At 74.3% G+C, this 26,086-nt stretch carries 27 protein-coding genes; 22 read left to right on the forward strand and 5 right to left on the reverse strand.

Annotation, left to right across the window (positions count from 1 at the left end; translation table 11 throughout):
* Positions 1–20: 20 nt before the first annotated feature.
* Positions 21–155, reverse strand: a complete 135-nt coding sequence (locus tag ACI78T_RS12110; RefSeq protein WP_456558344.1) for a hypothetical protein — start codon at positions 153–155, stop codon at positions 21–23.
* Positions 156–239: 84 nt separating this feature from the next.
* Complete coding sequence (locus ACI78T_RS12115; RefSeq protein WP_456558345.1) at positions 240–1,079, reverse strand: peptidylprolyl isomerase; 840 nt, start codon at positions 1,077–1,079, stop codon at positions 240–242.
* Positions 1,080–1,229: 150 nt separating this feature from the next.
* Between ACI78T_RS12115 and ACI78T_RS12120 the strand changes: the two genes are divergently transcribed.
* The 4 genes from ACI78T_RS12120 to aspS are packed head-to-tail and all read left to right on the forward strand — an operon-like array spanning position 1,230 to position 5,975.
* On the forward strand, positions 1,230–1,925 hold the full coding sequence (locus ACI78T_RS12120; protein WP_456558346.1) for an MBL fold metallo-hydrolase: 696 nt from the start codon (positions 1,230–1,232) through the stop codon (positions 1,923–1,925).
* Entirely contained in the window at positions 1,922–3,184 is a 1,263-nt protein-coding gene (gene hisS / locus ACI78T_RS12125; protein ID WP_456558347.1) for a histidine--tRNA ligase, read from the forward strand. Before ACI78T_RS12120 ends, hisS begins: the two co-directional genes overlap by 4 nt.
* 8 nt (positions 3,185–3,192) lie before the next feature.
* Positions 3,193–4,176: an aldo/keto reductase gene (locus ACI78T_RS12130; RefSeq protein WP_456558348.1), complete on the forward strand. Its 984-nt coding sequence runs from the start codon at positions 3,193–3,195 to the stop codon at positions 4,174–4,176.
* A 23-nt stretch (positions 4,177–4,199) separates the two neighbouring features.
* Positions 4,200–5,975, forward strand: coding sequence for an aspartate--tRNA ligase (gene aspS / locus ACI78T_RS12135; RefSeq protein WP_456558349.1), 1,776 nt, complete (start codon positions 4,200–4,202; stop codon positions 5,973–5,975).
* A 3-nt stretch (positions 5,976–5,978) separates the two neighbouring features.
* Here aspS and ACI78T_RS12140 read toward each other — a convergent pair whose 3' ends face one another.
* Complete coding sequence (locus ACI78T_RS12140; protein WP_456558350.1) at positions 5,979–6,461, reverse strand: hypothetical protein; 483 nt, start codon at positions 6,459–6,461, stop codon at positions 5,979–5,981.
* A 39-nt stretch (positions 6,462–6,500) separates the two neighbouring features.
* On the reverse strand, positions 6,501–6,998 hold the full coding sequence (locus ACI78T_RS12145) for an ASCH domain-containing protein (protein WP_456558351.1): 498 nt from the start codon (positions 6,996–6,998) through the stop codon (positions 6,501–6,503).
* Between the two features lie 100 nt (positions 6,999–7,098).
* Between ACI78T_RS12145 and ACI78T_RS12150 the strand changes: the two genes are divergently transcribed.
* From ACI78T_RS12150 to ACI78T_RS12165, 4 genes are all read left to right on the forward strand, one after another.
* Complete coding sequence (locus ACI78T_RS12150) at positions 7,099–7,470, forward strand: effector-associated constant component EACC1 (protein WP_456558352.1); 372 nt, start codon at positions 7,099–7,101, stop codon at positions 7,468–7,470.
* A gap of 4 nt (positions 7,471–7,474) precedes the next feature.
* On the forward strand, positions 7,475–9,361 hold the full coding sequence (locus ACI78T_RS12155; RefSeq protein ID WP_456558353.1) for a caspase, EACC1-associated type: 1,887 nt from the start codon (positions 7,475–7,477) through the stop codon (positions 9,359–9,361).
* Positions 9,362–9,371: 10 nt separating this feature from the next.
* Complete coding sequence (locus ACI78T_RS12160; RefSeq protein ID WP_456558354.1) at positions 9,372–10,460, forward strand: pyridoxal-phosphate-dependent aminotransferase family protein; 1,089 nt, start codon at positions 9,372–9,374, stop codon at positions 10,458–10,460.
* 76 nt (positions 10,461–10,536) lie between these two features.
* Positions 10,537–11,469 (forward strand): hypothetical protein, encoded by a 933-nt coding sequence (locus ACI78T_RS12165; RefSeq protein ID WP_456558355.1) that lies wholly within the window; start codon positions 10,537–10,539, stop codon positions 11,467–11,469.
* Here ACI78T_RS12165 and ACI78T_RS12170 read toward each other — a convergent pair.
* Positions 11,447–12,307: an aldo/keto reductase gene (locus ACI78T_RS12170; protein WP_456558356.1), complete on the reverse strand. Its 861-nt coding sequence runs from the start codon at positions 12,305–12,307 to the stop codon at positions 11,447–11,449. The genes ACI78T_RS12165 and ACI78T_RS12170 overlap by 23 nt on opposite strands.
* 35 nt (positions 12,308–12,342) lie before the next feature.
* Here ACI78T_RS12170 and ACI78T_RS12175 point away from each other — a divergent pair, with 35 nt between their 5' ends.
* The 14 genes from ACI78T_RS12175 (at position 12,343) to efp (ending at position 26,085) form a co-directional block, all read left to right on the forward strand.
* Complete coding sequence (locus tag ACI78T_RS12175; protein ID WP_456558357.1) at positions 12,343–13,677, forward strand: replication-associated recombination protein A; 1,335 nt, start codon at positions 12,343–12,345, stop codon at positions 13,675–13,677.
* A gap of 114 nt (positions 13,678–13,791) precedes the next feature.
* A complete protein-coding gene (locus ACI78T_RS12180) occupies positions 13,792–14,217 on the forward strand; it encodes a DUF948 domain-containing protein (protein WP_456558358.1) in 426 nt (141 codons plus the stop codon).
* Positions 14,217–14,501 carry a hypothetical protein gene (locus tag ACI78T_RS12185; protein WP_456558359.1) on the forward strand — a complete coding sequence of 95 codons (285 nt, stop codon included), beginning with the start codon at positions 14,217–14,219 and terminating at the stop codon, positions 14,499–14,501. Before ACI78T_RS12180 ends, ACI78T_RS12185 begins: the two co-directional genes overlap by 1 nt.
* Positions 14,502–14,547: 46 nt before the next feature.
* Entirely contained in the window at positions 14,548–17,223 is a 2,676-nt protein-coding gene (gene alaS, locus ACI78T_RS12190; RefSeq protein ID WP_456558360.1) for an alanine--tRNA ligase, read from the forward strand.
* 5 nt (positions 17,224–17,228) lie between these two features.
* Positions 17,229–17,894, forward strand: a complete 666-nt coding sequence (ruvX, locus tag ACI78T_RS12195) for a Holliday junction resolvase RuvX (protein ID WP_456558361.1) — start codon at positions 17,229–17,231, stop codon at positions 17,892–17,894.
* Positions 17,891–19,708, forward strand: a complete 1,818-nt coding sequence (mltG, locus tag ACI78T_RS12200; protein WP_456558362.1) for an endolytic transglycosylase MltG — start codon at positions 17,891–17,893, stop codon at positions 19,706–19,708. Before ruvX ends, mltG begins: the two co-directional genes overlap by 4 nt.
* 10 nt (positions 19,709–19,718) lie before the next feature.
* Positions 19,719–20,522 carry a shikimate dehydrogenase gene (locus tag ACI78T_RS12205; RefSeq protein ID WP_456558363.1) on the forward strand — a complete coding sequence of 268 codons (804 nt, stop codon included), beginning with the start codon at positions 19,719–19,721 and terminating at the stop codon, positions 20,520–20,522.
* A gap of 5 nt (positions 20,523–20,527) precedes the next feature.
* Positions 20,528–21,190: a prepilin peptidase gene (locus ACI78T_RS12210; RefSeq protein WP_456558364.1), complete on the forward strand. Its 663-nt coding sequence runs from the start codon at positions 20,528–20,530 to the stop codon at positions 21,188–21,190.
* A 39-nt stretch (positions 21,191–21,229) separates the two neighbouring features.
* Entirely contained in the window at positions 21,230–22,408 is a 1,179-nt protein-coding gene (gene aroC / locus ACI78T_RS12215) for a chorismate synthase (protein WP_456558365.1), read from the forward strand.
* The gene (locus ACI78T_RS12220; RefSeq protein WP_456558366.1) at positions 22,405–22,938 is read left to right on the forward strand and encodes a shikimate kinase; all 534 of its coding nucleotides are present in this window, start codon (positions 22,405–22,407) and stop codon (positions 22,936–22,938) included. The genes aroC and ACI78T_RS12220 overlap by 4 nt, the downstream gene beginning before the upstream one ends.
* The gene (aroB, locus tag ACI78T_RS12225; RefSeq protein WP_456558367.1) at positions 22,935–23,993 is read left to right on the forward strand and encodes a 3-dehydroquinate synthase; all 1,059 of its coding nucleotides are present in this window, start codon (positions 22,935–22,937) and stop codon (positions 23,991–23,993) included. The genes ACI78T_RS12220 and aroB overlap by 4 nt, the downstream gene beginning before the upstream one ends.
* A complete protein-coding gene (gene aroQ, locus ACI78T_RS12230; RefSeq protein ID WP_456558368.1) occupies positions 23,990–24,424 on the forward strand; it encodes a type II 3-dehydroquinate dehydratase in 435 nt (144 codons plus the stop codon). The genes aroB and aroQ overlap by 4 nt, the downstream gene beginning before the upstream one ends.
* Positions 24,421–25,524, forward strand: a complete 1,104-nt coding sequence (locus tag ACI78T_RS12235; protein ID WP_456558369.1) for a M24 family metallopeptidase — start codon at positions 24,421–24,423, stop codon at positions 25,522–25,524. Before aroQ ends, ACI78T_RS12235 begins: the two co-directional genes overlap by 4 nt.
* The gene (gene efp / locus ACI78T_RS12240) at positions 25,525–26,085 is read left to right on the forward strand and encodes an elongation factor P (protein ID WP_456558370.1); all 561 of its coding nucleotides are present in this window, start codon (positions 25,525–25,527) and stop codon (positions 26,083–26,085) included. It begins immediately after the preceding gene.
* The last annotated feature ends 1 nt before the right edge of the window (position 26,086 follow it).

Raw genomic sequence — 26,086 nt, forward strand, 5'->3', positions numbered from 1 at the left:
GCAGGCGGTGACGCCGTGGCTCACACGTCGCTGTCGCGGTCCTCGGGCTTCTTCGAGGTCTCGACCTCGGTCTCGGTGAGCGGCGCGCCGCTCTCCTCCTCCATGCCGCCCCGCTCGACGGCCTCGTCCCGCTCCTCGCCCTGCGGCTGGCTCATGTCGTCCGTCCTCCCGTCCGCGAGGGTGCGTCGTGCACCCGTCGCGGACGGGATGCGCCGATCGCCGTCCCGGGAAACCCCGGGTCAGCCGACGACGGACAGGGACGAGATGTTCACCGGGATCGCGGGCGCGCCGTCGCCCTCGGGGCCGACGTCCTTGATGCCGCCGGCCGCGACGGTGTCCAGGACGGCCAGGCCGGCCTCGTCGACGGTGCCGACGACCGTGTACTCCGGCGGCAGGGCCGTGTCGACGAAGCAGAGGAAGAACTGGCTGCCGGTCGTGCCCGGCGCCTGGGTCTTGGCCATGGCGATCGTGCCGCGCGGGTAGGTGGTCTCCGGGGTGACCTCCTCCGCGTACTTGTAGCTCGGGCCGCCCGAGCCGGTGCCGGTCGGGTCACCGCACTGGAGGACGCCGAAGCTGGGCTGCACGACCAGCCGGTGGCAGGTGCTCCCGTCGAAGAACGCCTGCTGGGCCAGGTAGGTGAAGCTGGCCGCCGCGCAGGGGGCCTTCGCCTTGTCGAGGGTCAGCGTCAGGTCGCCCTGGTCGGTGCTCATCAGCAGCGTGCTGGTGCCGGTGGCCGGCGTCGCCTCCGGGGTGGGCGGCGTGCCGACGTCGGTGAGGTTGGTGTTGCCCGACGTGTCGGCGGCGTAGGTGCAGCTCACGGTGCCGTCGGCGTTGGTCGACGGCGCCGCGGCGCTGGTCGGCAGCTCGGAGGAGGTTGTCGGGTCCCCGGCGGCCTCGGTGTCGTCGCCCCTGAAGACGCCGGTGATGAGCAGGGCCGCGCCGACCACCACGAGCACCGCGATCGCGCTGGCGAGGATGCCCAGGTTCCGGCGGCGCTTCTTCGCCTGCTCGGCGCGGCGCTCGAGCTGGCGCTGCAGGTGGCGCTGGGCGGCCTGGCGCCGCTGCTTGTTCGTGGGCACGGTGCAGTACTCCTCGGGCGGGTGCTGGTGCAGGGCGGACGCGGTCGGCGTGGACCCGACGCCCGCTGCTCGGCGGCGAGTCTAGGGGGCGAAGCTGGGCGTTCCCCGGCGGCGCCCGGGGCGGGATGGTCTCCCGCGTAACCTGCACGGGTGCTCATCCGCTCCTTCCCCGCCGGCGCGTTCGGCACCAACTGCTACGCCGTGGCCTCCGGGCCCGGGCAGGAGTGCGTCGTCGTCGACCCCGGCATGGACGCCGTCGAGCCCCTGGCCCGGATGCTCGCCGAGGACGGCCTCAAGCCCGTGGCGGTCGTCCTGACCCACGGCCACCTGGACCACACGTTCTCCGTGCTGCCGGTGTGCGACGGCTACGACATCCCGGCGTACCTGCACCCGGCCGACAACGGCATGCTCGCCGATCCCGCGCGCTGGCACGGTCCGCAGCTGGCCCCGCTGATCACCGGCGTCCGGTTGCCCGACCCCTCGGAGGTGCGGCCGCTCGACGACGGCGCCGTCCTCTCGCTGGCCGGCGTGGAGCTCACCGTCCGGCACGCCCCCGGGCACACCCAGGGCTCGGTCGTGTTCTCCGTCGACCTCGGGGAGGCGCCCGGCCTGCTGGCCGGCGACGTCCTCTTCGCCGGGTCCGTCGGCCGGGTCGACCTGCCCGGCGGGTCGTGGGACGCGATGCTGCGGTCGCTGCGCGACGTCGTCCTCCCGCTGGACGACGAGACGGTGGTGCTGCCCGGCCACGGCCCGGCGACGACGATCGGCCGGGAACGCGCCACCAACCCGTACCTGGCCGAGGCCGCCGCCGGAGCCGGGGCCGCGCCGAAGGGCCGCGGGCTGTGAGCGGCCTGACCGCCCCCAAGGGCACCTTCGACACCCTGCCGCCGGAGTCGGCGCGGTTCCTCGCCGTCCGGGAGACGCTCACCGCGCCGCTGCGCCGGGCCGGCTACGGCTACGTCGAGACGCCGGTGTTCGAGGAGACCGCCGTCTTCTCCCGCGGGGTCGGCGAGTCCACCGACGTGGTGACGAAGGAGATGTACACCTTCGAGGACCGCGGGGGCCGCTCGCTCACCCTGCGGCCGGAGCTCACCGCCGGGCTCATGCGGGCCTTCATCGAGCACCGGCTGCACGACGGCGCGCTGCCGGTGAAGCTCTGGACGGTCGGCTCGGCGTTCCGCTACGAGCGCCCGCAGGCCGGCCGCTACCGCCACTTCACGCAGGTGGACATGGAGGCGCTCGGCGTCGACGACCCGGCGCTGGACGCCGAGGTGGTGGCGCTGGGCGTCCAGGGGTTCCGCGACCTGGGGCTGCGCGACTTCGAGCTGCTGCTCACCTCGCTGGGGGACAGCACCTGCCGGCCGCAGTACCGCGAGCTCCTGGTCGAGTACCTGGCGAAGCTCGACCTGGACGAGGAGACCCGCCGGCGCGCGGAGATCAACCCGCTGCGGGTGCTCGACGACAAGCGGCCCGAGGTGCAGGCGCAGCTCGACGAGGCGCCGCTGATGGTCGACCACCTGTCGGACGCGACCAAGGCGCACTACGACGCCGTCCGCCAGCACCTGACCGACCTCGGGGTGACCTGGACCGAGGCGCCGCGGCTGGTGCGCGGGCTGGACTACTACACGAAGACGACGTTCGAGTTCGTGCACAACGGGCTCGGCGCGCAGTCGGCGATCGGTGGCGGCGGTCGCTACGACGGCCTGTCGGCCGCGCTCGGCGGCCCGGACGTCTCCGGCATCGGCTACGCCGTGGGCGTGGACCGCACCCTGCTGGCCGTCCAGGCCGAGGGGCTCGACATCGGCGCGACGGCCGGCGTGCAGGCGTTCGTCGTCCCCCTCGGGGCGGAGGCCAAGCGGCTCGCCGTCCGGCTGGTCGGGCAGCTGCGGGAGGCGGGGATCGCCGCCGACACCGTGTACGGCGACCGCGGCCTCAAGGGCGCGATGAAGGCCGCGGACCGGTCCGGCGCCTCGCACGTCGTCGTCATCGGCGATCGGGACCTTGCCGCGGGTGTGGGCCAGCTCAAGGACATGCGGTCGGGGGAGCAGCACGCGGTACCGGTGGCCGAGCTGTTCGACCGCCTTCGTGAAAGCGTGGGGGAGTGACTTCTTCGATGGAACAGCGGCCGCTGGGGCGGACCGGGGCGGACGTCAGCGTGATCGGGCTGGGCACGTGGCAGCTCGGGGGTGACTGGGGGGACGTCGACGACGACGCGGCCGCCGAGGTCCTCGACGCCGCGCTCGATGCCGGCGTCACGCTGCTCGACACCGCCGACGTGTACGGCGACGGCCGGTCCGAGGAGCGCATCCGCCGGTCGCTGGCCGCCCGGTCCGACCGGCCCTTCGTGGCCACCAAGGCCGGCCGCCGCGCGGACCCGTTCACCGCCGAGCAGTACACGCCGGAGAACCTGCGCGCGTGGATCGACAGGTCCCGGCGCAACCTCGGCGTCGACACCCTCGACCTGGTGCAGCTGCATTGCCCGCCCACGGCCGTCTACTCCGACCAGCGGGTGTACGACGCGCTCGACTCGTTCGTCGAGGACGGCGCGATCGCCGCGTACGGCGTCTCGGTGGAGACCGTCGCCGAGGGGCTGACCGCCCTGGAGCACCCGGGCGTGGCCACGATCCAGGTGATCCTCAACGTGTTCCGGCGCAAGCCGCTGGAGGAGCTGCTGCCCGCGGCCGCGAAGGCCGGCGTCGGGATCCTCGCGCGGGTGCCGCTGGCCAGCGGGCTGCTGACCGGCAAGTACGACGAGTCGACGCGGTTCCCGGCCGACGACCACCGGAACTACAACCGGCACGGCGAGGCCTTCGACGTGGGCGAGACCTTCTCGGGTGTGCCCTTCGAGGTCGGCGTCGCCGCCGCCCGCGAGGTCGCCGAGATCGCCGGCGACGCCGTCCCGACCGCCGCCTTCGCGCTGCGCTGGGTCATCGACCAGCCCGGCGTCACCACCGTCATCCCCGGCGCCCGCAACGTCACGCAGGTGCGCGGGAACGTCGCCGCCGCGTCGCTCGCGCCCCTGTCCGACTCCCAGCTCTCCGACCTCGAGCGGGTGTACGACGAGCGCATCCGCGCCCACGTGCACGACCGCTGGTAACCCTGACCCGAAAGGCACTCGCTGTGCTTCGCACCCACGACGCCGGAACGCTGCGCGCGTCCGACGCCGGCACCACCGTCACCCTCGCCGGCTGGGTCGCCCGCCGCCGCGACCACGGCGGGGTGGTCTTCCTCGACCTGCGCGACGCCTCCGGCTACGTCCAGGTGGTCGTCCGCGAGGAGGAGGCCCACCACCTGCGCAACGAGTACTGCGTGCTCGTGACCGGTGAGGTGCGCCGCCGCCCCGAGGGCAACGAGAACCCGGAGCTGCCGACCGGTGAGATCGAGGTCGCGACCACCTCGCTGGAGGTGCTGTCGGCGTCGGCGCCGCTGCCGTTCCCGATCGAGACCGACCAGGCCGCCTCGGACGACGTCCGCTACACCTACCGCTACCTCGACCTGCGCCGGCAGGGACCGGCGCGGGCCCTCCGGATCCGCTCGGAGATCAGCCGGATCGCCCGCGAGGTCATGCACCGGCACGGCTTCGCCGAGGTGGAGACGCCCAACCTCACCCGCTCGACCCCCGAGGGCGCCCGGGACTTCGTCGTCCCGGTCCGGTTGCAGCCGGGCAAGTGGTACGCCCTGCCGCAGTCGCCGCAGCTGTTCAAGCAGCTCCTGATGATCGGCGGCCTCGAGCGCTACTACCAGATCGCGCGCTGCTTCCGGGACGAGGACTTCCGCGCCGACCGGCAGCCGGAGTTCACCCAGCTGGACTTCGAGATGAGCTTCGTCGAGCGCGACGACGTCCTGGCGATCGCCGAGGACGTCGTCCGGGCGCTGTGGCGGGAGCTGGCGTCCTACGACGTCCCGGAGATCCCGCGGATGACCTACCGCGAGGCGATGGACCGGTTCGGCTCCGACAAGCCCGACCTGCGCTTCGGGGTCGAGCTGACCGAGCTGACCTCCTACTTCGCCGACACGCCGTTCCGCGTGTTCCAGGCGCCCTACGTCGGGGCGGTCGTCATGCCCGGCGGCGGCTCGCAGCCGCGGCGGGCGTTCGACGCGTGGCAGGACTGGGCGAAGTCGCGCGGTGCCCGCGGCCTCGCGTACGTGACCATCGGCGAGGACGGCGAGCTGGGCGGGCCGGTCGCCAAGAACATCTCCGAGGCCGAGCGGGCGGGGCTGGTCGAGGCCGTCGGCGCGAAGCCTGGTGACTGCGTCTTCTTCGCCGCCGGTCAGCGGCGGTCGTCGCAGGAGCTGCTCGGCGCCGCGCGCAACGAGATCGCCAAGCGGCTGGAGCTCATCGAGCCCGGTTCCTGGTCGTTCCTGTTCGTCGTCGACTTCCCGATGTTCGAGGAGACCGAGGACGGCTCCTGGACCTTCATGCACCACCCCTTCACCTCGCCCACGCCCGAGTGGCGGGAGAACTTCGCCGAGGACAAGGGCGCGGCGCTGTCCGACGCCTACGACATGGTCATCAACGGCAACGAGGTGATGAGCGGGTCGGTGCGTATCCACGACGCCGGCCTGCAGGAGCGGGTGTTCGAGACGCTCGGCATGTCGCGCGAGGAGGCCCGCGAGCGGTTCGGCTTCTTCCTCGAGGCGTTCGCGTACGGTCCGCCGCCGCACGCCGGTGCCGCCTTGGGGTGGGACCGGCTCTCGGCGCTGCTCTCAGGCGTCGAGTCGATCCGCGAGGTCATCGCCTTCCCGAAGACCGGCGCCGGCTACGACCCGCTGACGGGCGCACCGACCCCGATCACGGAGGCGCAGCGCAAGGAGGCTGGCATCGACGCGAAGCCGGAGGAGCCGGCGCTGCCGGGCGAGCCCGGGGCTCCCGGGCCCACGAACCCGGCGCACTGACGCTCACCCCTCGCGGCTGAGGGTCATCGTCCAGTTCTCCCGCCAGGTGGCCCCGCCGTCCCAGGAGAACGACTGGTGCCAGCTGGGCCGGTCGGTGCCGACGCGCCACTCGAAGCGCAGCCGCACCGGCCGGCCGGCCAGCACGTCCTCGCCCTCGAAGGTGCCGACGGCCCCGTCGAACCGGCCGACCACGGGCGGGTCGAGCCGCCCGGGCACCCGGGTCGAGCTCCAGTGGATCGACCAGGTGCCGGTGGCGGGGTCGAACAGCCGGAGCGTCATGCCCTCGAACGGCGGACCGTCGGGCGGATCGGGCACGGTGATCCGGTCGACGTGCCCGAGGCCGTCCAGCACGGGGAACGCCTCGCTGGTCGCGTCGAACTCCACCCACTCGTCGCACGCGGGGTCGGTGTTGTCGCGCAGCTTCCGGTTGTGCACGTGCCACCGGCCGAACACGAAGTCGAACCCGTCGGCTCCTGGAGTCGTCATGCGCGGACGGTCGCACGCGGGTACGACAACGAGGTCAGCTCAGTCGGCGACGTCGGCCGGCCACACCACGCGGAATCGCTCGAACACGACCTCCAGGTCGTCGGACCACTCCTCGCCGCGTGCGGCCTGCGTCCGGCGGAAGTAGCGTTCGTGCCCCTCGAGCCAGCTCGCGCGGGTGCGGTCCCCCTCGCCCTCGTCCCACGCGAAGGCGTCGTCGACGCTGGCGAGGGGACCCAGGCGCAGCTCGGTCGACCGCAGGACGCAGCGCGGGACGCCGGTGCCGTCGCAGGCGATCCAGTGCCCGCCGATGCGGGGGAGCGGTTCGCCGTCGGCGGCGAAGTCGGCCACCAGCCCGGCGGTGGCCCGCTTCGTGCCGGCGAGGACCAGGCCGAGCAGTTCGTCGGCGAGCCCGGCGCTGTCGCCGAAGCGCTCGACGGCGGGCTGCTCACCGGGTGCGACACCGGAGGTGGCCGCGTACTCGCGCCACATCGCCAGGGCCTGGTCCCGGCGCAGCGGGCCGGGTGGGTCGGTCGGCATCGGTGCGCTCCTCCGTGCGGTCGCCACCAGTGTCCCGGGCCCTCGTCCGGGGGCGCACCGGGCTCTTGCCGGTGCTCGCGCGGCGGCGGACCATCCGGCCGTGGAGCTGACAGTGGTGCTCGAGCCGGATCCGGACACGGACCCGGAGGACCGGGAGCGCCTCGGTCTTCAGCTGCGCAACGAGCTGCGCGCCCTCGACGTCGACGAGGTGGTGCAGGGCCGGGGGGCTCCACCGCCCGACGGCGCCAAGGGCGTGGCGGCGGCCCTGCCCGAACTGCTCGTGACCATGAGCGCCGGCGGCGGGGTCTTCGTGACCGTGCTGGCCACCATCAGGGACTGGCTCTCCCGCCGGAGCGCCGGGCACACGGTCAAGGTGACCATCGACGGGGACACCCTCGAGCTCGACGGTGCGACGCAGGCCGAGCGGGACGAGCTCGTCGCCACCTTCGTCCGCCGCCACCAGCCGGGATGACGTCGTGGCCGCCGGACGCAGGGCGCTCGTCGTCGCGACGTACGAGTACGCCGATACCGGGCTCCGCCGGCTGACGGCGCCGCAGCACGACGCCGAGTCCCTCGCTGCGGTCCTGGCCGACGAGGAGATCGCGGGCTTCGACGTCACGACCCTGGTCAACCAGCCGCACCACGTGGTCGGCGAGGCGATAGCCGACTTCTACTCCGGCTGCCGCCGCGACGACCTGGCGCTGCTGTACTTCTCCGGGCACGGGCTCAAGGACGACGAGGGCCGGCTGCACCTGGCGATGACCAACACGCGGCGTGACGCGCTGCTGTTCACCGCCATCTCGGCGGCCCAGCTCGACGACGCGATGGACGCCTGCACGTCACGGCGCAAGGTCCTCGTCCTGGACTGCTGCTACAGCGGTGCGTTCCCGGCGGGTCGGACGGCGAAGGCGGACGAGGGCGTGCAGACCCTCGAGCGGTTCCAGGGGAAGGGCCGAGCGGTGCTCACCGCCTCCGACGCCACGCAGTACGCCTTCGAGGGTGACGCGTTGACCGGTTCGGCGCCGTCCTCGGTCTTCACCCGGCACCTCGTCGACGCGATCCGCACCGGGGCCGCGGACCTGGACGAGGACGGCGACATCGCGCTCGACGAGCTCTACAGCTACGTGCGCGAGCGGGTGGTCGCCGAGATGCCGCAGATGCGCCCGAAGAAGCAGGAGGACGTCGACGGGCGGATCGTGATCGCGCGCAACGTGCACTGGTCGCTGCCGGCGCACCTCCGGTACGCGATCGAGAGCCCGATCGCCGCGCAGCGGTTCGGCGCCGTCGAGGGGCTGGTGCACCTGCACCGCACCGGCAACGCGTCGGTCCGGACCGCGGTCGAGGAGCGGCTCGCGGGCCTGGCCGCCGACGACAGCCGCTCGGTCTCGACGGCCGCGGCCCAGCAGCTGGCCGAGCTCCGCGACGGCGGCTCGCGCTCCGCCGCGAGCATCCCGCCGGCTGCCCGACCCGCACCCGCGCCGGCCACCGATCCGGCGCCGTCCGTCCCCCCGGACACCACACGGGAGCGACCGGCGGCGCAGGAGCGACAGCCCCCGTCCGCGCCGTCCCCGGCCCCCCGCGGGCCGCTCCTGCCGGCCGCCCTGATCGTCGCCGGGGCCCTGCTCACCGTGTCGCGCTTCCTCGTCTTCGAACCCACCAACGGCTACCACGCCGTGGACCTGGGGTGGTCCACGCTGGGGTGGGTCGTGCAGGCGCTGCTGCCGCTCGTGGCCGCGCTCGTGCTCCTGCTCCTGCCCGCGGGTGCGGGCACCGCCCCGGCGCTGGCGGTCGGGCTGGCGGGCGGCGTCGTCCTCGGCCTGGTCGATCAGCTCGTCATGTCCGCCCTGGTCACCACCGATCCGGACGTCAGCTACGCCCTCGGTCCGGCCTGGTGGCTGGTCCTCGTCGCCGCAGGCGTGCTCACCGTCGGGGTGGTGGCCGCCCTGCGCGGGACCGGTCTCCGCACCCGGGTCGCGGTGCGCCGCGACCGGACCGCCGCCCTGGGTGCGGCGGTGACCGTGGCCGCCGGCGTCGGCTGGGTCCTGGCGCCCCCGGTGAGCGTCGACTTCGGCTGGTGGCTGTACCTGCCGGTCGCCGGCCTGCTCCTCGCGGCGGTGTGCCTCGCCGTCGCGGTCCTGCGGCTGACCTCGGCCCAGCGGACGGCCGGCCTGGCGGCCACGACCACGACCGCCACCTGGCTCGCCGTCGTCGGGGTCGAGGTCCTGGCCGTGCAACCCTCCGGATCGCAGCCCGGCCCGCTCCTCGTCGCGCTCGCGCTGGTGCTGGCGACGGTGGGCGGGGCCTGGCTGGGCGCGCTCACGGGATCCGGGCCGTGGTCGGCTGACGGCGCGGCGCGCAGGTAGCGTCGCGCCCATGCCGCTGCGCGCCCGCACCCTGCTCGGACCCGGCCCGTCGAACCCCTACCCGGAGGCGCAGGTCGCCCTGGCCCAGCCGCTGCTGGGACACCTCGACCCGGTCTTCCTCGGCATCCTCGACGAGACCTCCGAGCGGCTGCGACAGGTCTTCGGGACGGCGAACCGGCGCACGCTGCCGCTCTCGGCCACCGGGTCGGCGGGCATGGAGGCGGCCTTCGTCAACACGGTTGGCCCCGGCGACGTCGTCGTGGTCGCCGTCAACGGGCTCTTCGGCCAGCGGATGGTCGAGGTCGCCTCGCGCTGCGGCGCCGAGGTCGTCGCCGTCGAGCACGAGTGGGGGCAGCCGGTGGACGCCGAGCGGGTGCTGGCCGCGCACCCGTCGCCGAAGCTCGTCGCCGCCGTCCACGCCGAGACCTCGACCGGCGTGCGCTCGGACCTCGAGCCGCTGGCCGCCGGCAAGGGCGACGCGCTGCTGCTCGCCGACTGCGTGACCTCGCTGGGCGGCATCCCCGTGCGCCTGGACGACTGGGGCGTCGACCTCGCCTACTCCGGTTCGCAGAAGTGCCTGGGGGTGGCCCCTGGGCTCGCGCCCTTCACCATCAGCGACCGGGCCTGGGAGCGGCGGATCGAGAAGCCGCAGAGCTGGTACCTCGACCTCGGCCTGCTCGGCGGCTACGCCGGCGAGGCGGCGGGCTCGGGCCGGACCTACCACCACACCGCTCCCACCGGCATGGTCGTCTCGCTGCACGCGGGGCTCGGCCGGATCCTCGACGAGGGCCTCGACGCGGTGCACGCCCGGCACGCGGAGGCCGGCCGGCTGCTGCACGAGGGCCTGCAGGAGCTGGGCCTGCAGCTGTTCGCGGCCGAGGGGCACCGCCTGCCGGAGCTGACCACGGTGCGGGTGCCCGAGGGCGTCGACAGCGCCGCGGTGCGCAAGGAGCTGCTCGAGCGCTACGACCTGGAGATCGGCGGGGGAGTGGGCGCCTACGCCGCGACCGTGTGGCGGATCGGGCTCATGGGCCCCAACGCGGCGCCGGACAAGGTCGCCCTCGTGCTCGCTGCGCTGAAGGACGTCCTCGGCCGCTGACCGCCGGCCGTCCCCGTCTGCGTGTCGCGTGGGCGGGCGCGGTGATGGTGACGGGTCGGCGCGGCACACTGCCCGCATGCTGGACCAGAGCGTTCCGCCGACGTCCACCGAGACCCGCGCACCGCGCCGGTTCCCGCTGTGGGGGCTCGTCCCGGTGGCCGCGCTCACCTGGTGGCTCGTCGGCTTCCTCCCGTGGATCGTCGAGAACGCGCTGATGCCCGGGTGGAGCGCCCCCGGCGCCGGCGTCCCGTCCGCCGGTGCGCCGCTGGGCACCCTGGCGTTCGGGGCGCTGACCGGGGGGGTGGCCGCCGGGCTGCTCTGCCTCGTCGCGCCTCCCGGCCGCCGGTGGACGGCCGCGGCGTTCGCCCTGGGTGGCGTGGCGCTCGCGCTCGTCGTCGTCGTCCTGCTGGCGTCCAGGACCGTCGGCGGCGACGGGTTCGACGGGGATCCGCGGGTCGTCGCTGGGCTGTCCGCCGCCACCGTGCTCGCCGCCCTCGTCGGGTGGTTCCTCGGCGCGTGCCCGGCGTTCGGCCGGCCCGGCCTCGGGGTCGCGCTCGGCGTGCTCTCGGCGCTCGTGCCCAGCTGGCTCCTGGCTCTCGTGAGCGCCGCCGCCCTCGCGACGAGGGAGACGTTCCTCTTCGGGCCCGGATGGACGACGGCGACCTCCTGGGCGGGCGCGGCCGTGCTGGCGGTCGCCCTGGTGACCGTGGGCCTGCAGCCGCCGGCGCGGGCCGCCTGGTGGCCGTTGGTGGTCCTGCCGGCCTGGTTCGTCGCCCCCGTCCTGACCGCGGCCGGTTACCTCGAGGTGTACGTGCGGCCCGGCGGCGGGCTACCGGGTTCGCTGCCGGACGCGCTGGCCGCGACGTGGCAGGTCTTCGGCCAGTCGGCTCTGCCGGCTCACCGCCCGGTGCTCCCCTGGGTGGTCGCCGTCGTGCTGGCCGTGGCGGTGGCCCTGGTGCTCGCGCGCCGACGCCGCGACCGCGCCGTCAGCCCGCAGCCAGCCGGGTGAGCTGTTCCTGGGTCAGCTGCAGGTCCGCCGCCGCTGCGCTGTCCTGGATGGACGACGCTCGCGACGCTCCCGGGATCGGGATGACGACCTCGGCCTGCGCCAGGTGCCAGGCCAGCGTCACCTGGTAGACCGAGACGCCGAGCTCGTCGGCCACCTCCGCGAAGGCGGGTGCGGTCGCGTCGAGGGACCCGGCGGCCGACACCCCACCGAACGGGCTCCACGGGATGAACGCGATCCCGTGCGCCGCGCAGTGCGCCAGCTCGTCCGCCGAGAACCGCCAGCCGGGCGAGAACTGGTTCTGCACGCTCACGAACGCGTCGCCGATGACGGAGCGGGCGACGTCGATCTGCGCGATGTCGGCGTTCGACACCCCCACCATGCGCGCGAGGCCGTCGTCGACCAGCGCCCTGAGCGCACCCATCGAGTCCTCCCACGGCGTCGCGGGGTCCGGCCGGTGGTACTGGTACAGCCCGATCGCGTCGACCCCGAGCCGGCGCAGCGAGGCCTCGCACGCCCGGCGGAGGTAGGCCGGCGACCCGTCCAGCCCCCAGTCGGTCCCCTCGCGGGTGTGCCCGCCCTTCGTCGCCACCAGGACGTCGTCGGCGCCGGACCCGTAGGAGCGCAGCGCCTCGGCCACCAGCTCCTCGTTGTGCCCGAACTCCGCCTCGTCCAGCGAGTAGGCGTCGGCGGTGTCGACCAGCGTCACGCCGGCGTCCAGCGCGGCGTGCACCACGCCGACGGCCTCCTCCCGCGACGGGCGCTGGGACTTGGTGGACAGGGGCATGGCGCCCAGCCCGATGGCGCTGACGGTCAGGTCTCCGATGCGTCGCTTCTGCACAGGGGTGTCGTGCCCCGCGGGTAGCGTCGGGAACCGTGAGCAGCCTGTTCGACCAGCCCGCCGACGACGGGCCGGCGCCCGTCGACCCGGGCGCGCCGCTGGCCGTGCGCATGCGCCCGCGCTCGCTCGACGAGGTGGTCGGCCAGCAGCACCTGCTCGGGCCCCGCGCCCCGCTGCGCCGGCTGGTCGAGTCCGACGAGCCCATGTCGCTGGTGCTCTACGGCCCGCCGGGCACCGGCAAGACGACGCTGGCGCACGTCATATCCCTGGCCACCAAGCGGCAGTTCGTGCAGCTCTCCGCCCTCGACTCCGGGGTCAAGGAGGTGCGGGCGGTCATCCAGAGCGCCAAGCGCGAGCTGACCTTCTCCGGCCGCCGCACCGTGCTCTTCATCGACGAGGTCCACCGCTTCTCCAAGACCCAGCAGGACTCGCTGCTGTCCGCGGTGGAGGACCGGATCGTCAGCCTCATCGCCGCGACGACGGAGAACCCGTTCTTCTCCGTCGTCAGCCCCCTCCTGAGCCGGAGCCTGGTTCTGGCGCTGCAGCCGCTGTCCGACGACGACGTGCGGACGCTGCTGCACCGCGCGCTCACCAGCGACCGCGGCCTCGACGGGGCCGTCACCCTCAGCGAGGAGGCGGAGGAGCACCTCGTCCGCATCGCCGGCGGGGACGGGCGCAAGGCGCTCACAGCGCTGGAGTCGGGCGCGGGGGCGGCCCAGGCCGTGGGGGCGACCGAGATCGACCTCGCCACCCTCGAGACCGCGGTGGCCCAGGCGGCCGTGCGCTACGACCGCCAGGGCGACCAGCACTACGACGTCGCCAGCGCGCTGATCAAGAGCATCCGCGGCAGCGACGTCGACGCCGCCATGCACTACCTGGCCCGGATGGTCGAGGCGGGGGAGGACCCCCGGTTCATCGCCCGCCGGCTGGTCATCTCGGCCAGCGAGGACATCGGCATGGCCGACCCCACCGCCCTGCTCACCGCCGTGGCCGCGGCCGAGGCGGTCGCCTTCATCGGCATGCCGGAGGGCCACTTCCCGCTCGCGCAGGCCGTCGTGCACCTGGCGACGGCGCCGAAGTCGAACGCCGTCACGGTCGCCATGGGGGAGTCGGTGGCCGACGTGCGCAAGGGGCTGGCCGGCCCCGTCCCCCCGGGCCTGCGCGACGGCCACTACGCCGGTGCCAAGAAGCTCGGGCACGCGCAGACCTACGTCTACCCGCACAACCACCCGGACGGCGTGGTGCCGCAGCAGTACCCGCCCGACGCGCTGGTGGGCAAGGACTACTACCGGCCCACCACCCGCGGGGTCGAGGGGCGGCTGGCCGAGCGGCTGGCCAGGCTGCGGGCGATCGTCCGGCGCACCCGCTGACGAGGCTGCCGATACAGCTCCGGGAGCCCACGACGGCGCGACTACTGTGACCACGCCGGGCCGAAGCCGTTCCACGAGCCGGTACCGACCCCAGACCGACAAACAGGAGTGCGCGTGTCCGTAGGAGAGATCGCCGGGCTGATCGCAGCCGGCGCCCTGGTGCTGCTGGTGGTGCTGGTCGCCGTCCCGCTGCTCAAGCTCGGCCGCACGCTCGACGAGACCACGCTGACCATCCGGCAGGTCCGCGAGCAGAGCGCCCCGATCCTGACCCAGGCGAGCACGACGGTCACCCACGTCAACAGCAACCTCGAGCGCGTGGACGACATCACCGGCAACGCCGCGAACGTCTCCAGCAACGTCGCCGCCCTGACCAGCGTCGTCGCCGCCACCCTCGGCAGCCCGCTGATCAAGGTCGCCGCGTTCAGCTACGGCGTGCGCAGCGCGGCCAGGAAGAAGCGCGAGGGCCAGGCGATCGCCGACGCCGCCGCCCGTGACAAGGCCGCGCGCCGCGAGCGCCGTGCCGCCCGGCGGGCCGCCTGATGCGCCGGCTGTTCTGGCTCGCGATGGGCATCACCATCGGCGCCCTCGTCGTCCGCAAGCTGTCCCGCGCCGCCGAGAAGATGACCCCGGCGGGCATCGGCGGGTCGATCGCCGAAGGCCTGCGCGAGCTCGCCGAGGCCATCGGCGACTTCGGCGCCGACGTCCGGGCCGCGATGGCCGAGCGCGAGCAGGAGCTGCGCGCCGGCACCGGCCTCGACGCGCCGCTGCCCGCCGCCGGTGACGCGGCCGCGCTGCGCCGCGGCGCCCACGCCGCCGACAGCTGATCCCACGTCCGGCCCGGGCCGGACCCCCAGAACCGAGTAGGGCCTGATGCAGACCGCCGAGATCCGCCGCCGCTTCCTGGAGCACTTCGCCCAGCGCGACCACACCGTCGTCCCCAGCGCCTCGCTGGTCTCGCCGGACCCGTCGCTGCTGTTCACCGTGGCCGGCATGGTGCCGTTCATCCCGTACCTGACCGGTCGGGAGCCGGCGCCGTTCCCGCGCGCCACCAGCGTCCAGAAGTGCGTCCGCACCCTCGACATCGAGGAGGTGGGCAAGACCACCCGGCACGGCACGTTCTTCCAGATGAACGGCAACTTCTCCTTCGGTGACTACTTCAAGGAGGGGGCGATCCAGTACGCCTGGGAGCTGATCACCGGGTCGGTCGAGGACGGCGGGCTGGGCTTCGACCCCGAGAAGATCTGGGCCACGGTCTACCTGGACGACGACGAGGGCGCCGACGCCTGGCACCGCATCGCCGGCCTGCCCAAGGACCGCATCCAGCGCCTGGGCAAGAAGGACAACTACTGGCACACCGGCGCGCCCGGCCCCGGCGGCCCCTGCTCGGAGATCTACATCGACCGCGGTGCCGAGTTCGGCCCCGACGGCGGCCCGGCGGTCGACACCGCCGGCGACCGGTTCCTGGAGATCTGGAACCTCGTCTTCATGCAGTACGAGCTCGACGAGGTGAAGAGCAAGGAGGACTTCCGGGTCCTCGGCGAGCTGCCGAAGAAGAACATCGACACCGGCATGGGCCTCGAGCGGGTGGCCTACCTGCTGCAGGGCGTCGACAACATGTACGAGATCGACGAGGTCGCCCCGGTGCTGCGCCGGGCCGCCGAGCTCGCCGGCGTCACGTACGGCCGCGACCACGAGGCCGACGTCCGGCTGCGCGTGGTGGCCGACCACGTGCGCAGCGGCCTGATGCTCATCGGCGACGGCGTCACGCCCGGCAACGAGGGCGGCGGCTACATCCTGCGCCGGCTGCTGCGCCGCGCCGTCCGCTCGATGAAGCTCCTGGGCATCGACGAGGCCACGCTGCCCGAGCTCCTCCCCGTGTCCCGCGACGCGATGAGCGCCAGCTACCCGGAGCTGGCCACCGACTTCGACCGGATCTCCGCCGTCGCCTACGCCGAGGAGGAGGCGTTCCGCCGCACGCTGTCGGCCGGGACGACCCTGTTCGACACCGCGGTGAAGCAGGCCAAGGCGGCGGGGACGCCGGCGCTGTCGGGTGACCAGGCGTTCTCCCTGCACGACACGTACGGGTTCCCGATCGACGTCACCCTCGAGATGGCCGCCGAGCAGGGCGTGACCGTCGACGAGGAGGGCTTCCGCGCCCTCATGAAGGAGCAGCGGGACCGCGCGCGTGCCGACGCGCGCGCCAAGCGCACCGGCTCGGTCGACGTCCTGGCCTACCGCCAGCTGCTCGCCGAGCACGGCCCGACCGACTGGCAGGCCTACGACACCCTCCGCACCGACTCCCGCGTGCTCGCCGTGGTGCGGGACGAGGAGGGCCCGGAGGTGGCCGGCCCCGGCGAGATCGTGCGGGTCGTCCTCGACCGGACGCCGTTCTACGCCGAGTCCGGCGGTCAGATCGCCGACGCCGGCGCGCTGACCTGGGACGGCGGCCGCGCCGAGGTGATCGACGTGCAGCGGCCGGTCAAGGGCCTGGTCGCCCACCAGGTCCGCGTGCTCGAGGGCGAGCTGCGCGGCGGCGCGGAGCTGACCGCCGAGGTCGACTACGAGTGGCGGCTCTCGGCCTGCCAGGCGCACTCGGGCACCCACGTCGTGCACGCGGCGCTGCGCCAGGTGCTCGGCCCGCAGGCGCTCCAGTCCGGCTCCTACAACCGGCCGGGCTACCTGCGGCTGGACTTCGCCTGGCAGGGCGCGCTCACCCAGCAGCAGCGCACCGACATCGAGGACGTCGCCAACGCGGCGGTCCGCGCCGACCACAAGGTCACCGCGCAGTACATGACGCTGCCCGAGGCCCAGGCCTTCGGTGCGCTGGCCCTGTTCGGGGAGACCTACGGCGAGCAGGTGCGCGTGGTCGAGATCGGCGGCCCGTGGTCCCGCGAACTCTGCGGTGGCACGCACGTGCGCGGCAGCGCCCAGATCGGCACGCTCGCCCTCACCGGCGAGTCCTCGGTCGGCTCGGGCGCCCGCCGCGTCGAGGCGGCCGTCGGGCTGGAGGGGTTCCGCTACCTCGCCCGCGAGCGCGACCTGGTCCGCCAGCTCGCCGACCTGCTCAAGACCCCGGCCGACGGCCTGACCGAGCGGGTCTCGGGGATGCTGACGCGGCTGCGCGACGCCGACAAGGAGCTCGCCGAGCTGCGCGCCCAGCAGTCGGTCGCCGCGGCCGGGCAGCTGGCCGCCGCCGCGAAGGACGTCGCGGGTGTCGCCGTCGTCACCGGGTCGCCGGCCGGTCTGGGCGGGGGAGACCTCCGCACGCTGGCGCTCGACATCCGCGGGCGACTCGCCGACCGGCCCGCTGTGGTCCTGCTGGCGTCGGAGTCCGATGGCAAGGTGGCACTCGTGGCCGCGCTGAACCCGGCGGCCCTCGAGCGTGGGCTGTCGGCCAACGACGTGCTCCGGGCAGCCGCCGCACCGGTCGGTGGTCGCGGCGGGGGCAAGGCGGACGTCGCCCAGGGCGGCGGCACCGATCCCGCGGGTATCCCCGCGGCACTGCAGGCCGGCGAGCAGGCGGTCGTGACCGCCACGGGAAGGTGACCAACGTGTCCGACACCGAGTACAACCCCGAGGACACCGGCCCTGTCGGTGGGCCACGGCGGTCGCTGCCGCCCGTGCCCCCGTCCCCGCCGCGGCCGGCCCAGCCCGTCTACCACCCGACCACCGAGCTGGACCTCGGCCGCGGCTTCCCGCCGGTCTCGAACGAGACCAGCGAGATCGACCTGTCCGGCGGCTGGCCCGAGCACCTCAAGGTGCCCCCGCGCCGCCCCGCGGCGCAGCGGGCGGCCGGCCGCGTGCTCGGCGTGGACGTCGGCACGGTGCGCGTCGGGCTGGCCATGTCGGACCCGACCGGCACCCTCGCCAGCCCGCTGGAGACGCTCCGCCGGGCCAAGGACGGGGCCGATCTGGACCGCCTCGCCGCCCTCGTCGTGGAACACGAGGTGACGGAGGTGGTCGTGGGGGAGCCGGTGCACCTGTCGGGTGCGTCGGGCGCGTCCGCCCAAGATGCCGCCGATTACGCTCAGGAACTAGCCGACCGCATTCCGGATGTGCCGGTGATCCTGATCGACGAAAGGCTCTCCACCGTGACCGCAGCCAGTCACCTGCGCGAGGGCGGCATCGACAGCCGCAAGCAGCGAGCGGTGATCGACCAGGCGGCAGCCGTGGTCATCCTGCAACAGTTCCTCGACAGCCGGCGGCCCCGCACGTGACCGACGCCGGCGGGCGGCACTCCTCTCCCGAGGGCCCGTTCCCGCCCCGCGGCGACCTCGGCTTCGGCGTCCCCCGCTACGAGCCGTCCCGCTACGAGGTCCCCCCGTACGTCACGGGCGGGTTCGAGGCGGTCGGCCGGGACGCCACCGGCTCCGCCCGCCCCGCGCCCCGCGTCCTCGACCGGTACGACGACCAGACCGGTCCGCTGGTGGAGCCGGACTGGTGGTCCTACGGCTCCAGCGACCACCCCGACCACCCGCTCAGCGCCCGTCACAGCGGCGGGTGGGGTGACGACGCCGACCTCCCGTCGGCCCACCCCTCCGCCCCGCTCCCGCCCCGCCCCGCGGGCGTCTGGGACAAGCTGCACGCCCGCCAGGACGTGGACGGCGACGACGACCGGACCGTCGCCCAGCCCCTGCTCCCCGGGGCGCCCCTCGACACGGCGGCGCATCGGGAGCAGACTTCACGCCCCGTGGGCGGTTCCCACTCGTCCGACGACGAGGACGACGACCGGCACGACGACGCGGCGACCGACGCGCACCCCCTGGACGACTCGTCCTGGGAGGACCGCACGGGTGGCCTCGAGGTCATCGGTGCCCACGTCGAGGAGGACGAGCCCCGCGGACGTCGCGGGCGCCGTCGCCGCTCGGGCCGGCACGAGGCCCACTCCGGGGTCGACCCGTCCGACCTGGACGAGGACTCCCTGGTCCACGACGAGGAGTCCGGCGAGGTCATCCCCGTCAAGCCCTACGACCGCCGGACCGGCCGCGCCCGCCGGCGCCGCAGCCCGGTCGCGGTCGTCCTGTCGCTGCTCGTGCTCGGCGGCCTGGTGGTCGGCATCGTGCTGGGCGGCCAGAAGCTGATCGACCTGGTCAACCCGATGGCCAAGGACTACACCGGCCAGGGCTCCGGCGAGATCTCCATCCGCGTCCAGAACGGCGACACGCTCAGCGACATCGGCCGCACGCTGGTCGACGCCGACGTCATCGCCTCCGTCGGCCCGTTCGTCGACGCGGCCGAGGAGAACGCCGCGTCGGTGGGCATCCAGCCCGGCGTCTACTCCATGCGGCTCCAGATGAGCGGCCGGGCGGCGCTGGACCAGCTGCTCGATCCCGCGGCGCGCCTGCTGTCCCGCGTGACCCTCCCCGAGGGCCTGACCGTCGAGCGCACCCTGGCCCGCATCGCCGAGGAGACGGGGCGCCCCCTCGAGGAGTTCCAGGCGGCCGCCGCCGACACGGTGTCGCTCGGCCTGCCGGCGTACGCCAACGGCAAGCTCGAGGGCTTCCTCTTCCCGGCGACCTACGACATCGAGCCCGACACCACGGCGGCCGACGTGCTGCGCCAGATGGTGGCCCGCGGCACCGAGGTGCTCTCCGGGCTCGGCATCGCCGAGGCCGACCGGCTCGCCGTGGTCACCAAGGCCAGCCTGGTGCAGGCGGAGGCCGGCTCGGTCGAGGACATGGGCAAGGTCGCCCGGGTGCTCGAGAACCGGATCGCCGACGGCATGGCCCTCCAGCTGGACACGACCGTCAACTACGCCAACGGCAAGGGCGGCATCACGACCACGCCGGAGGACCGGGCCAACCCCTCGCTGTACAACACCTACCTCCACCCCGGGCTGCCGCCGGGCGCCATCAACAACCCGGGCGAGGACGCGCTGCGCGCGGTGCTCAACCCGACCCCGGGCGACTGGCGCTTCTTCGTGGTCGTCGACCCGGACACCGGTGACACGCGGTTCGCGGCCACCAAGGCCGAGCACGACGCGAACGTGGAGCTGTTCCGGCAGTGGCTGCGGGAGAACCCCGAGGGATGAGCGGGCAGGCATGAGAGCGGCGGTCCTCGGGCGTCCGGTGGGCCACTCGCTCTCCCCGGCCCTGCACCGGGCGGCCTACGCGGCGCTCGGGCTCACCGACTGGACCTACGACGCCCTGGACATCGGGGCCGAGGACCTGCCGGTGCTCCTCGCCGGGCTGGGCGAGGAGTGGCGCGGGTTCTCGGTCACGATGCCGTGCAAGCAGGCGGCCGTGGACGTCGCCGACGTCGTGGAGCCGCTGCCGCGGCTGCTGCACGCGGCCAACACCCTGGTCCGGACGCCGGAGGGCTGGCGGGCGGAGAACACCGACGTCACCGGCATCGGCATGGCCCTGCAGCTGGCGGGGGTCGAGCAGGCCGGCGCGGCGGTGGTGATCGGCGGAGGCGGGACGGCGGCGGCCGCGGCCGTGGCGCTGGCGTCCCTCGGTGCCGAGCACGTGGAGGTGGTCGTCCGGGACCCGTCGCGGGCCGGTGACGTCCTCGGCGTCCTGGACACGCTCGGGGTTCCGCGCTCGGTCACGCCGCTCGCGGAGGCGACGCTGGACGCGCCGCTGGTCGTGAGCACCGTGCCGATCGAGGCGCAGCCCGCGCTCCTGGCGCTGCCGTGGCGCGGCGACCACACGCTGCTCGACGTCCTCTACGCGCCCTGGCCGACGGTCGTGGCCGAGCGGGTCGCCGACCTCGGTGGCACGGTCGCCGGTGGCCTGGACGTGCTCTTCTGGCAGGCGACGGTCCAGGTCGAGCTGATGACCGGCCTGCCCGCGCCCATCGAGGCCATGCGCACGGCCCTCGACGCCGCCGTCGCCTCCCGCTGACCCGCGTGGAGGTCTCCCGGCTGGTGCTGCTCGGCGTCGTCCTGCTGGTGGCGGTGGCCGTGGGGCCGTGGCTGGCGCGCGTCGCCGTGCGCCTGGCGAGCCGCGACCGGGCCGCCGTCCCGTCCGCGACCCGCGTGGGGGTCATGACCGCCCTGCTCGCCGGTCTGCTGGCCGGGGCCGTCGAGCTCCTCGGGCTGCGGCCGGCCACCGCGGCGCTGGCCTGGGCAGCAGGGGCCGCCGTCGTCCTGGGCGCGGTCGACCTGCTCTGCCACCGGCTGCCCGACCGGGTCACCTACCCGGCCGTCGTCGTCTGCGCGGCGGCGCTGCTCGTGGACGCCGCCGTGCTGGGCACCTGGGCCGCGTTCGTGCGGGCGCTCGCCGCCGCCGCGGTCTCGTTCGCGGTGGGCGTCGTCGCCGCCGTGCTGTCCCCGGACGGGTTCGGGTTCGGCGACGTCAAGCTGCTCGGGCTCCTGGGGCTGGTGCTCGGCTGGTTCGGCTGGGGCGTGCTCATGACCGGCGTCTTCTTCGGGCTGCTGACCGGCGCGCTCGTCTCGCTGGTGCTGCTGGCGACCCGCCGGGCGGGCTGGCGGACCGCGATCCCGTTCGGCCCGCCGCTGCTGGCCGGCGCCGTCCTCGTGCTCTCGCTGGGTGCGGTCTCCCTCACCTGAGCGACGGCGTCGTTCCCCCCGACTGGCAGAATCGAGCCCATGTTGCGCTGGCTGACCGCAGGTGAATCGCACGGTCAGCAGCTCACCGGCATCCTCGAGGGGCTGCCCGCCGGCGTGGAGCTGCAGACCTCCGACATCGACCTGCAGCTGGCCCGCCGCCGGCTGGGCCACGGCCGCGGGGCCCGCATGTCGTTCGAGCAGGACGAGGTCACGCTCACCGGCGGCGTGCGGCACGGCCGCACGCAGGGTGGGCCCATCGCCATCCAGGTCGGCAACACCGAGTGGCCGAAGTGGTCGACGGTCATGTCCGCCGACCCGGTCGACCCGGAGGTGCTGGCCGGGCAGGCGCGCAACGCGCCCCTGACCCGCCCGCGGCCCGGCCACGCCGACCTCGCCGGCATGCAGAAGTACGGGTTCGACGACGCCCGGCCGGTCCTGGAGCGGGCCAGCGCCCGGGAGACCGCGGCCCGCGTGGCGCTCGGCGCGGTCGCCCAGGCCTTCCTCCGCCAGGCGCTCGGCGTCGAGGTGGTCAGCCACGTCGTCGCCATCGGCCCCGTGGTCGTGCCCGACGGCGTCCTGCCGGGGCCGCACGACAACGCGCGCATCGACGAGGACCCGGTCCGCTGCGCCGACCCGGCCACCAGCGAGCGCATGGTCGCCGAGATCGACGACGTCCGGAAGAACGGGGACACCCTCGGCGGCGTCATCGAGGTCGTCGTCCACGGGCTCCCGCCGGGCCTGGGCAGCCACGTGCACTGGGACCGCCGGCTCGACTCCCGGCTGGCCGGCGCGCTCATGGGCGTGCAGTCGGTGAAGGCCGTCGAGGTCGGCGACGGGCTGGAGACCGCGCGCCGCCGCGGCTCGGTGGCGCACGACGAGATCGACCTCGCCGAGGGCCGCGCCACCCGGCGCACCGACCGGGCCGGCGGCATCGAGGGCGGCATGACCAACGGCGAGGTGCTGCGCGTGCGGGCGGCGATGAAGCCGATCTCCACCGTGCCGCGGGCGCTGGCCACGATCGACACGGCGACCGGAGAGCCCGCGGTCGCCATCAACCAGCGCAGCGACGCCTGCGCGGTGCCGCGCGGCAGCGTCGTCATGGAGGCGATGGTCGCGCTGGTGCTCGCCGACGCCGTCCTCGAGAAGTTCGGCGGCGACTCGGTGGCCGAGACGCGGCGGAACGCCGAGGCCTACCTCGCCGCCCTCCCGATCCGATGACCCCTCGCCTCGTGCTCGTCGGCCCGCCGGCGTCGGGCAAGACGACGGTGGGCACGGCGGTGGCCGAGCTCCTGGACCTGCCGTTCCGCGACACCGACGCCGACGTCGAGGCCGTCGCGGGTGCCACCGTGGCCGACCTGTTCGTGCAGCACGGCGAGCCGCACTTCCGGGCCCTCGAGGAGCAGGCGGTGGCTCGGGCGCTCGCCGAGCACGACGGCGTGCTCGCCCTCGGCGGGGGAGCGGTCACCAGCGCCGCGACCCGGGAGCTGCTCGTGGCCCACGGCGACGCCGGTGGCGTGGTGGTGTGGCTGGACGTCGACGTGCCGTCGGCCGCCAAGCGGGTCGGGCTGTCCCGCGACCGCCCGCTGTTGGCGGTCAACCCCCGCGCGATGCTGCGCACGATGCTCGAGGAGCGCGCCCCCCTCTACGCCGAGGTTGCGACGGCGACCGTGCAGACCGGCGGCCGCGAGCCCGGCGACGTGATCGCGGACGTGGCGGCCCTGGTCCGGGCCGCGCAGGACGCGCGATGAGGCGGGTTCCCGTCCCGGGCGAGCGGCCCTACGAGGTGGTCGTCGGCCCGGGCGCGCAGGCGGAGCTGGGCGTCGTCCTGGCCGGGACGGCGAAGGCCGCCGTCGTGCACACGCCGCCGCTGGCCGCGCTGGCCGGCGCCGCCGTGGAGACGCTGCAGACCGCGGGCGTGGCCGCCGAGGCGCTCGTCGTCCCCGACGGGGAGGCGGCCAAGACGGCGGAGGTCGCGGCCGGGCTCTGGGAGGAGTTCGGCCGGCTGGGCATGACCCGGTCCGACGCCGTCGTCGGCGTGGGCGGGGGAGCCGTGACCGACCTGGCCGGCTTCGTCGCCGCCACCTGGACCCGCGGCGTCCGCTTCGTCACGGTGCCCACGAGCATCCTGGGCATGGTCGACGCGGCCGTCGGCGGGAAGACGGGCATCAACACCGCGGCGGGCAAGAACCTCGTCGGCGCCTTCCACCCGCCGATCGCCGTCCTGGCCGACACCGACGTCCTGGCCGGGCTGCCCGATGCGGAGTTCCGGTCGGGCCTGGCCGAGGTGGTCAAGTGCGGGTTCATCGCCGACGGCGAGATCCTGCGGCTGCTGAGCGACGACCCGACCGGCCGACGCGACACCGAGGAGCTCATCGAGCGGGCCGTGCGGGTCAAGGCGGAGGCGGTGGGGGAGGACCTCTACGACACCGGTCGCCGGGAGTTCCTCAACTACGGGCACACGCTGGGCCACGCGATCGAGCGGGTCGAGGACTTCGGCTGGCGGCACGGCGAGGCGGTGGCCGTCGGCCTGGTCTTCGCCGCCGAGCTGGCCGGCCAGGCCGGGCTGCTGACCCGCGCGGACGTCGACCTCCACCGCTCGCTGGTCGACCGCATGGGCCTGCCCACCCGGTACGCCGGCGACTGGGCCACCATCCAGTCGGTCATGCGCCTCGACAAGAAGGCCCGCGGCGCGTCGCTGCGGTTCGTCGTCCTCGACGGCCTGGGCAACCCCATGATCCTGACCGACCCCGACCAGGCCTGGCTCGACGCCGCCTGGGCGGCCGTCTCTGGAGGAACTGCGTGACCATTCAGGTGCTCAACGGTCCCAACCTCGGCCGGCTCGGCCTCCGGGAGCCCGAGAAGTACGGCACCACCACCTTCGCCGAGCTGGTCGACCTGGTGGAGTCGACCGGGCGGGAGATGGGCGTCGAGGTGCAGGTGCGCCAGACCGACGACGAGGCCGAGATGCTGCGCTGGATCCACACCGCCTCTGACGCGGGCGACCCGGTGCTGATCAACCCGGGGGCCTGGTCGCACACCTCCGTCGCGCTGCGCGACGCCCTCGCCGGGCTGAACGCGCCGCTGGTCGAGGTGCACATCACCAACATCCACGCCCGCGAGGAGTTCCGGCACCACTCCTACGTCTCCGGGGTGGCCGACGGCGTGATCGCCGGGCTCGGAATCAGCGGCTACATCCTGGCCCTGGGCTGGCTGGCCCAGCAGGGCGTGCAGTGAGCAGGACGGCGGACCGGCGGGACGCGCTTCGGCGACTCGCGGGTGAGCGCGGACTGGACGCCGTCCTCGTCACCAACCTGCTCAACGTCCGCTACCTGACCGGGTTCACCGGGTCCAACGGCGTGCTGCTCGTCCGCGCCGACGGCGCAGACCTCTTCGGCACCGACGGCCGGTACACGACGCAGGCGGCGGCGCAGGTCCCCGACGTCGAGGTGCTGGTCGACCGGGCCACGGTCTCCGGCATCGCCCGCGAGGCGGTGCGCCGTGGCGCCGGGCGGCTCGGCTACGAGTCCCACGACCTGACCGTCGACGGGCTGGCCCAGCTGGAGAAGGTGCTCGCCGACGCCGCGGACGGCGGCACGGTGCCCGAGCTGGCCTCGGTGCGGCGAGCCGTGGAGTCCCAGCGGGCCATCAAGGACGAGGACGAGGTCGAGTCGCTCCGCCGTGCGTGCGCCGTCGCCGACCAGGCGCTGGCCGAGCTGGCCGCCGAGGGGGCGCTGCGCCCGGGGCGGACCGAGCTGCAGGTGGGCCGGGAGCTCGACGCCCGGATGCTCGCGCTGGGTGCCGAGGCGCCGTCGTTCGAGACGATCGTGGCGGCCGGGGCGAACTCGGCGATCCCGCACCACCGGCCCGACGCGACCGTGCTGCGCGACGGCGACTTCCTCAAGCTCGACTTCGGCGCGACCGTCGACGGCTACCACTCCGACATGACGCGCACCGTCGTCCTCGGGCACGCGGCCGACTGGCAGCGGGAGATCTACGAGCTCGTCGCCGCGTCCCAGGCGGCGGGGCGGGCGGCGCTGGCGGTCGGTGCCGACGTCGTCGCCGTCGACGCGGCGTCCCGCGACGTCATCGTCGCCGCCGGCCACGGGGAGCACTTCTCCCACGGACTGGGACACGGCGTGGGGCTGGAGATCCACGAGGCGCCGGGCATCGGCCCGCTGGGCGCGGGTACGCTGGCCGCCGGCATGGCCGTCACCGTGGAGCCGGGCGTCTACCTGCCCGGCCACGGCGGTGTCCGGATCGAGGACACCCTGGTCGTCACCGACGACGCGCCCGAGTTGTTGACCCTCACGAGCAAGGAACTGCTGGTCCTCTAGATGGCTACCACCAACGACCTCAAGAACGGCATGGTCCTCAACCTCGACGGCCAGCTCTGGACCGTCACCGAGTTCCAGCACGTCAAGCCCGGCAAGGGCGGCGCGTTCGTCCGGACGACGCTGAAGAACGTGCTCTCGGGCAAGGTCGTCGACAAGACCTTCAACGCCGGCACCAAGGTCGAGACCGCCAACGTCGACAAGCGCGGCATGACGTACCTGTACAAGGACGGCGCCGACTTCGTCTTCATGGACGGCGACACCTACGACCAGATCCACGTCCCCGGCGAGACCGTCGGCGACGGCGCGAACTACCTGCTCGAGAACACCGAGGTCACCGTCGCCGTGCACGACGGCACCCCGCTGTACGTCGAGCTCCCGGTGACCATGGAGCTCGTCGTCGAGCACACCGACCCGGGTCTGCAGGGCGACCGCTCCACCGGCGGCACCAAGCCCGCCACGCTGGAGACCGGCGCCCAGATCCAGGTCCCGCTGTTCATCACCACCGGCGAGAAGCTGAAGGTCGACACCCGCGACGGCCGGTACCTCGGCCGCGTCAACTGAG

The organism is Blastococcus sp. SYSU D00922 (assembly GCF_054050495.1).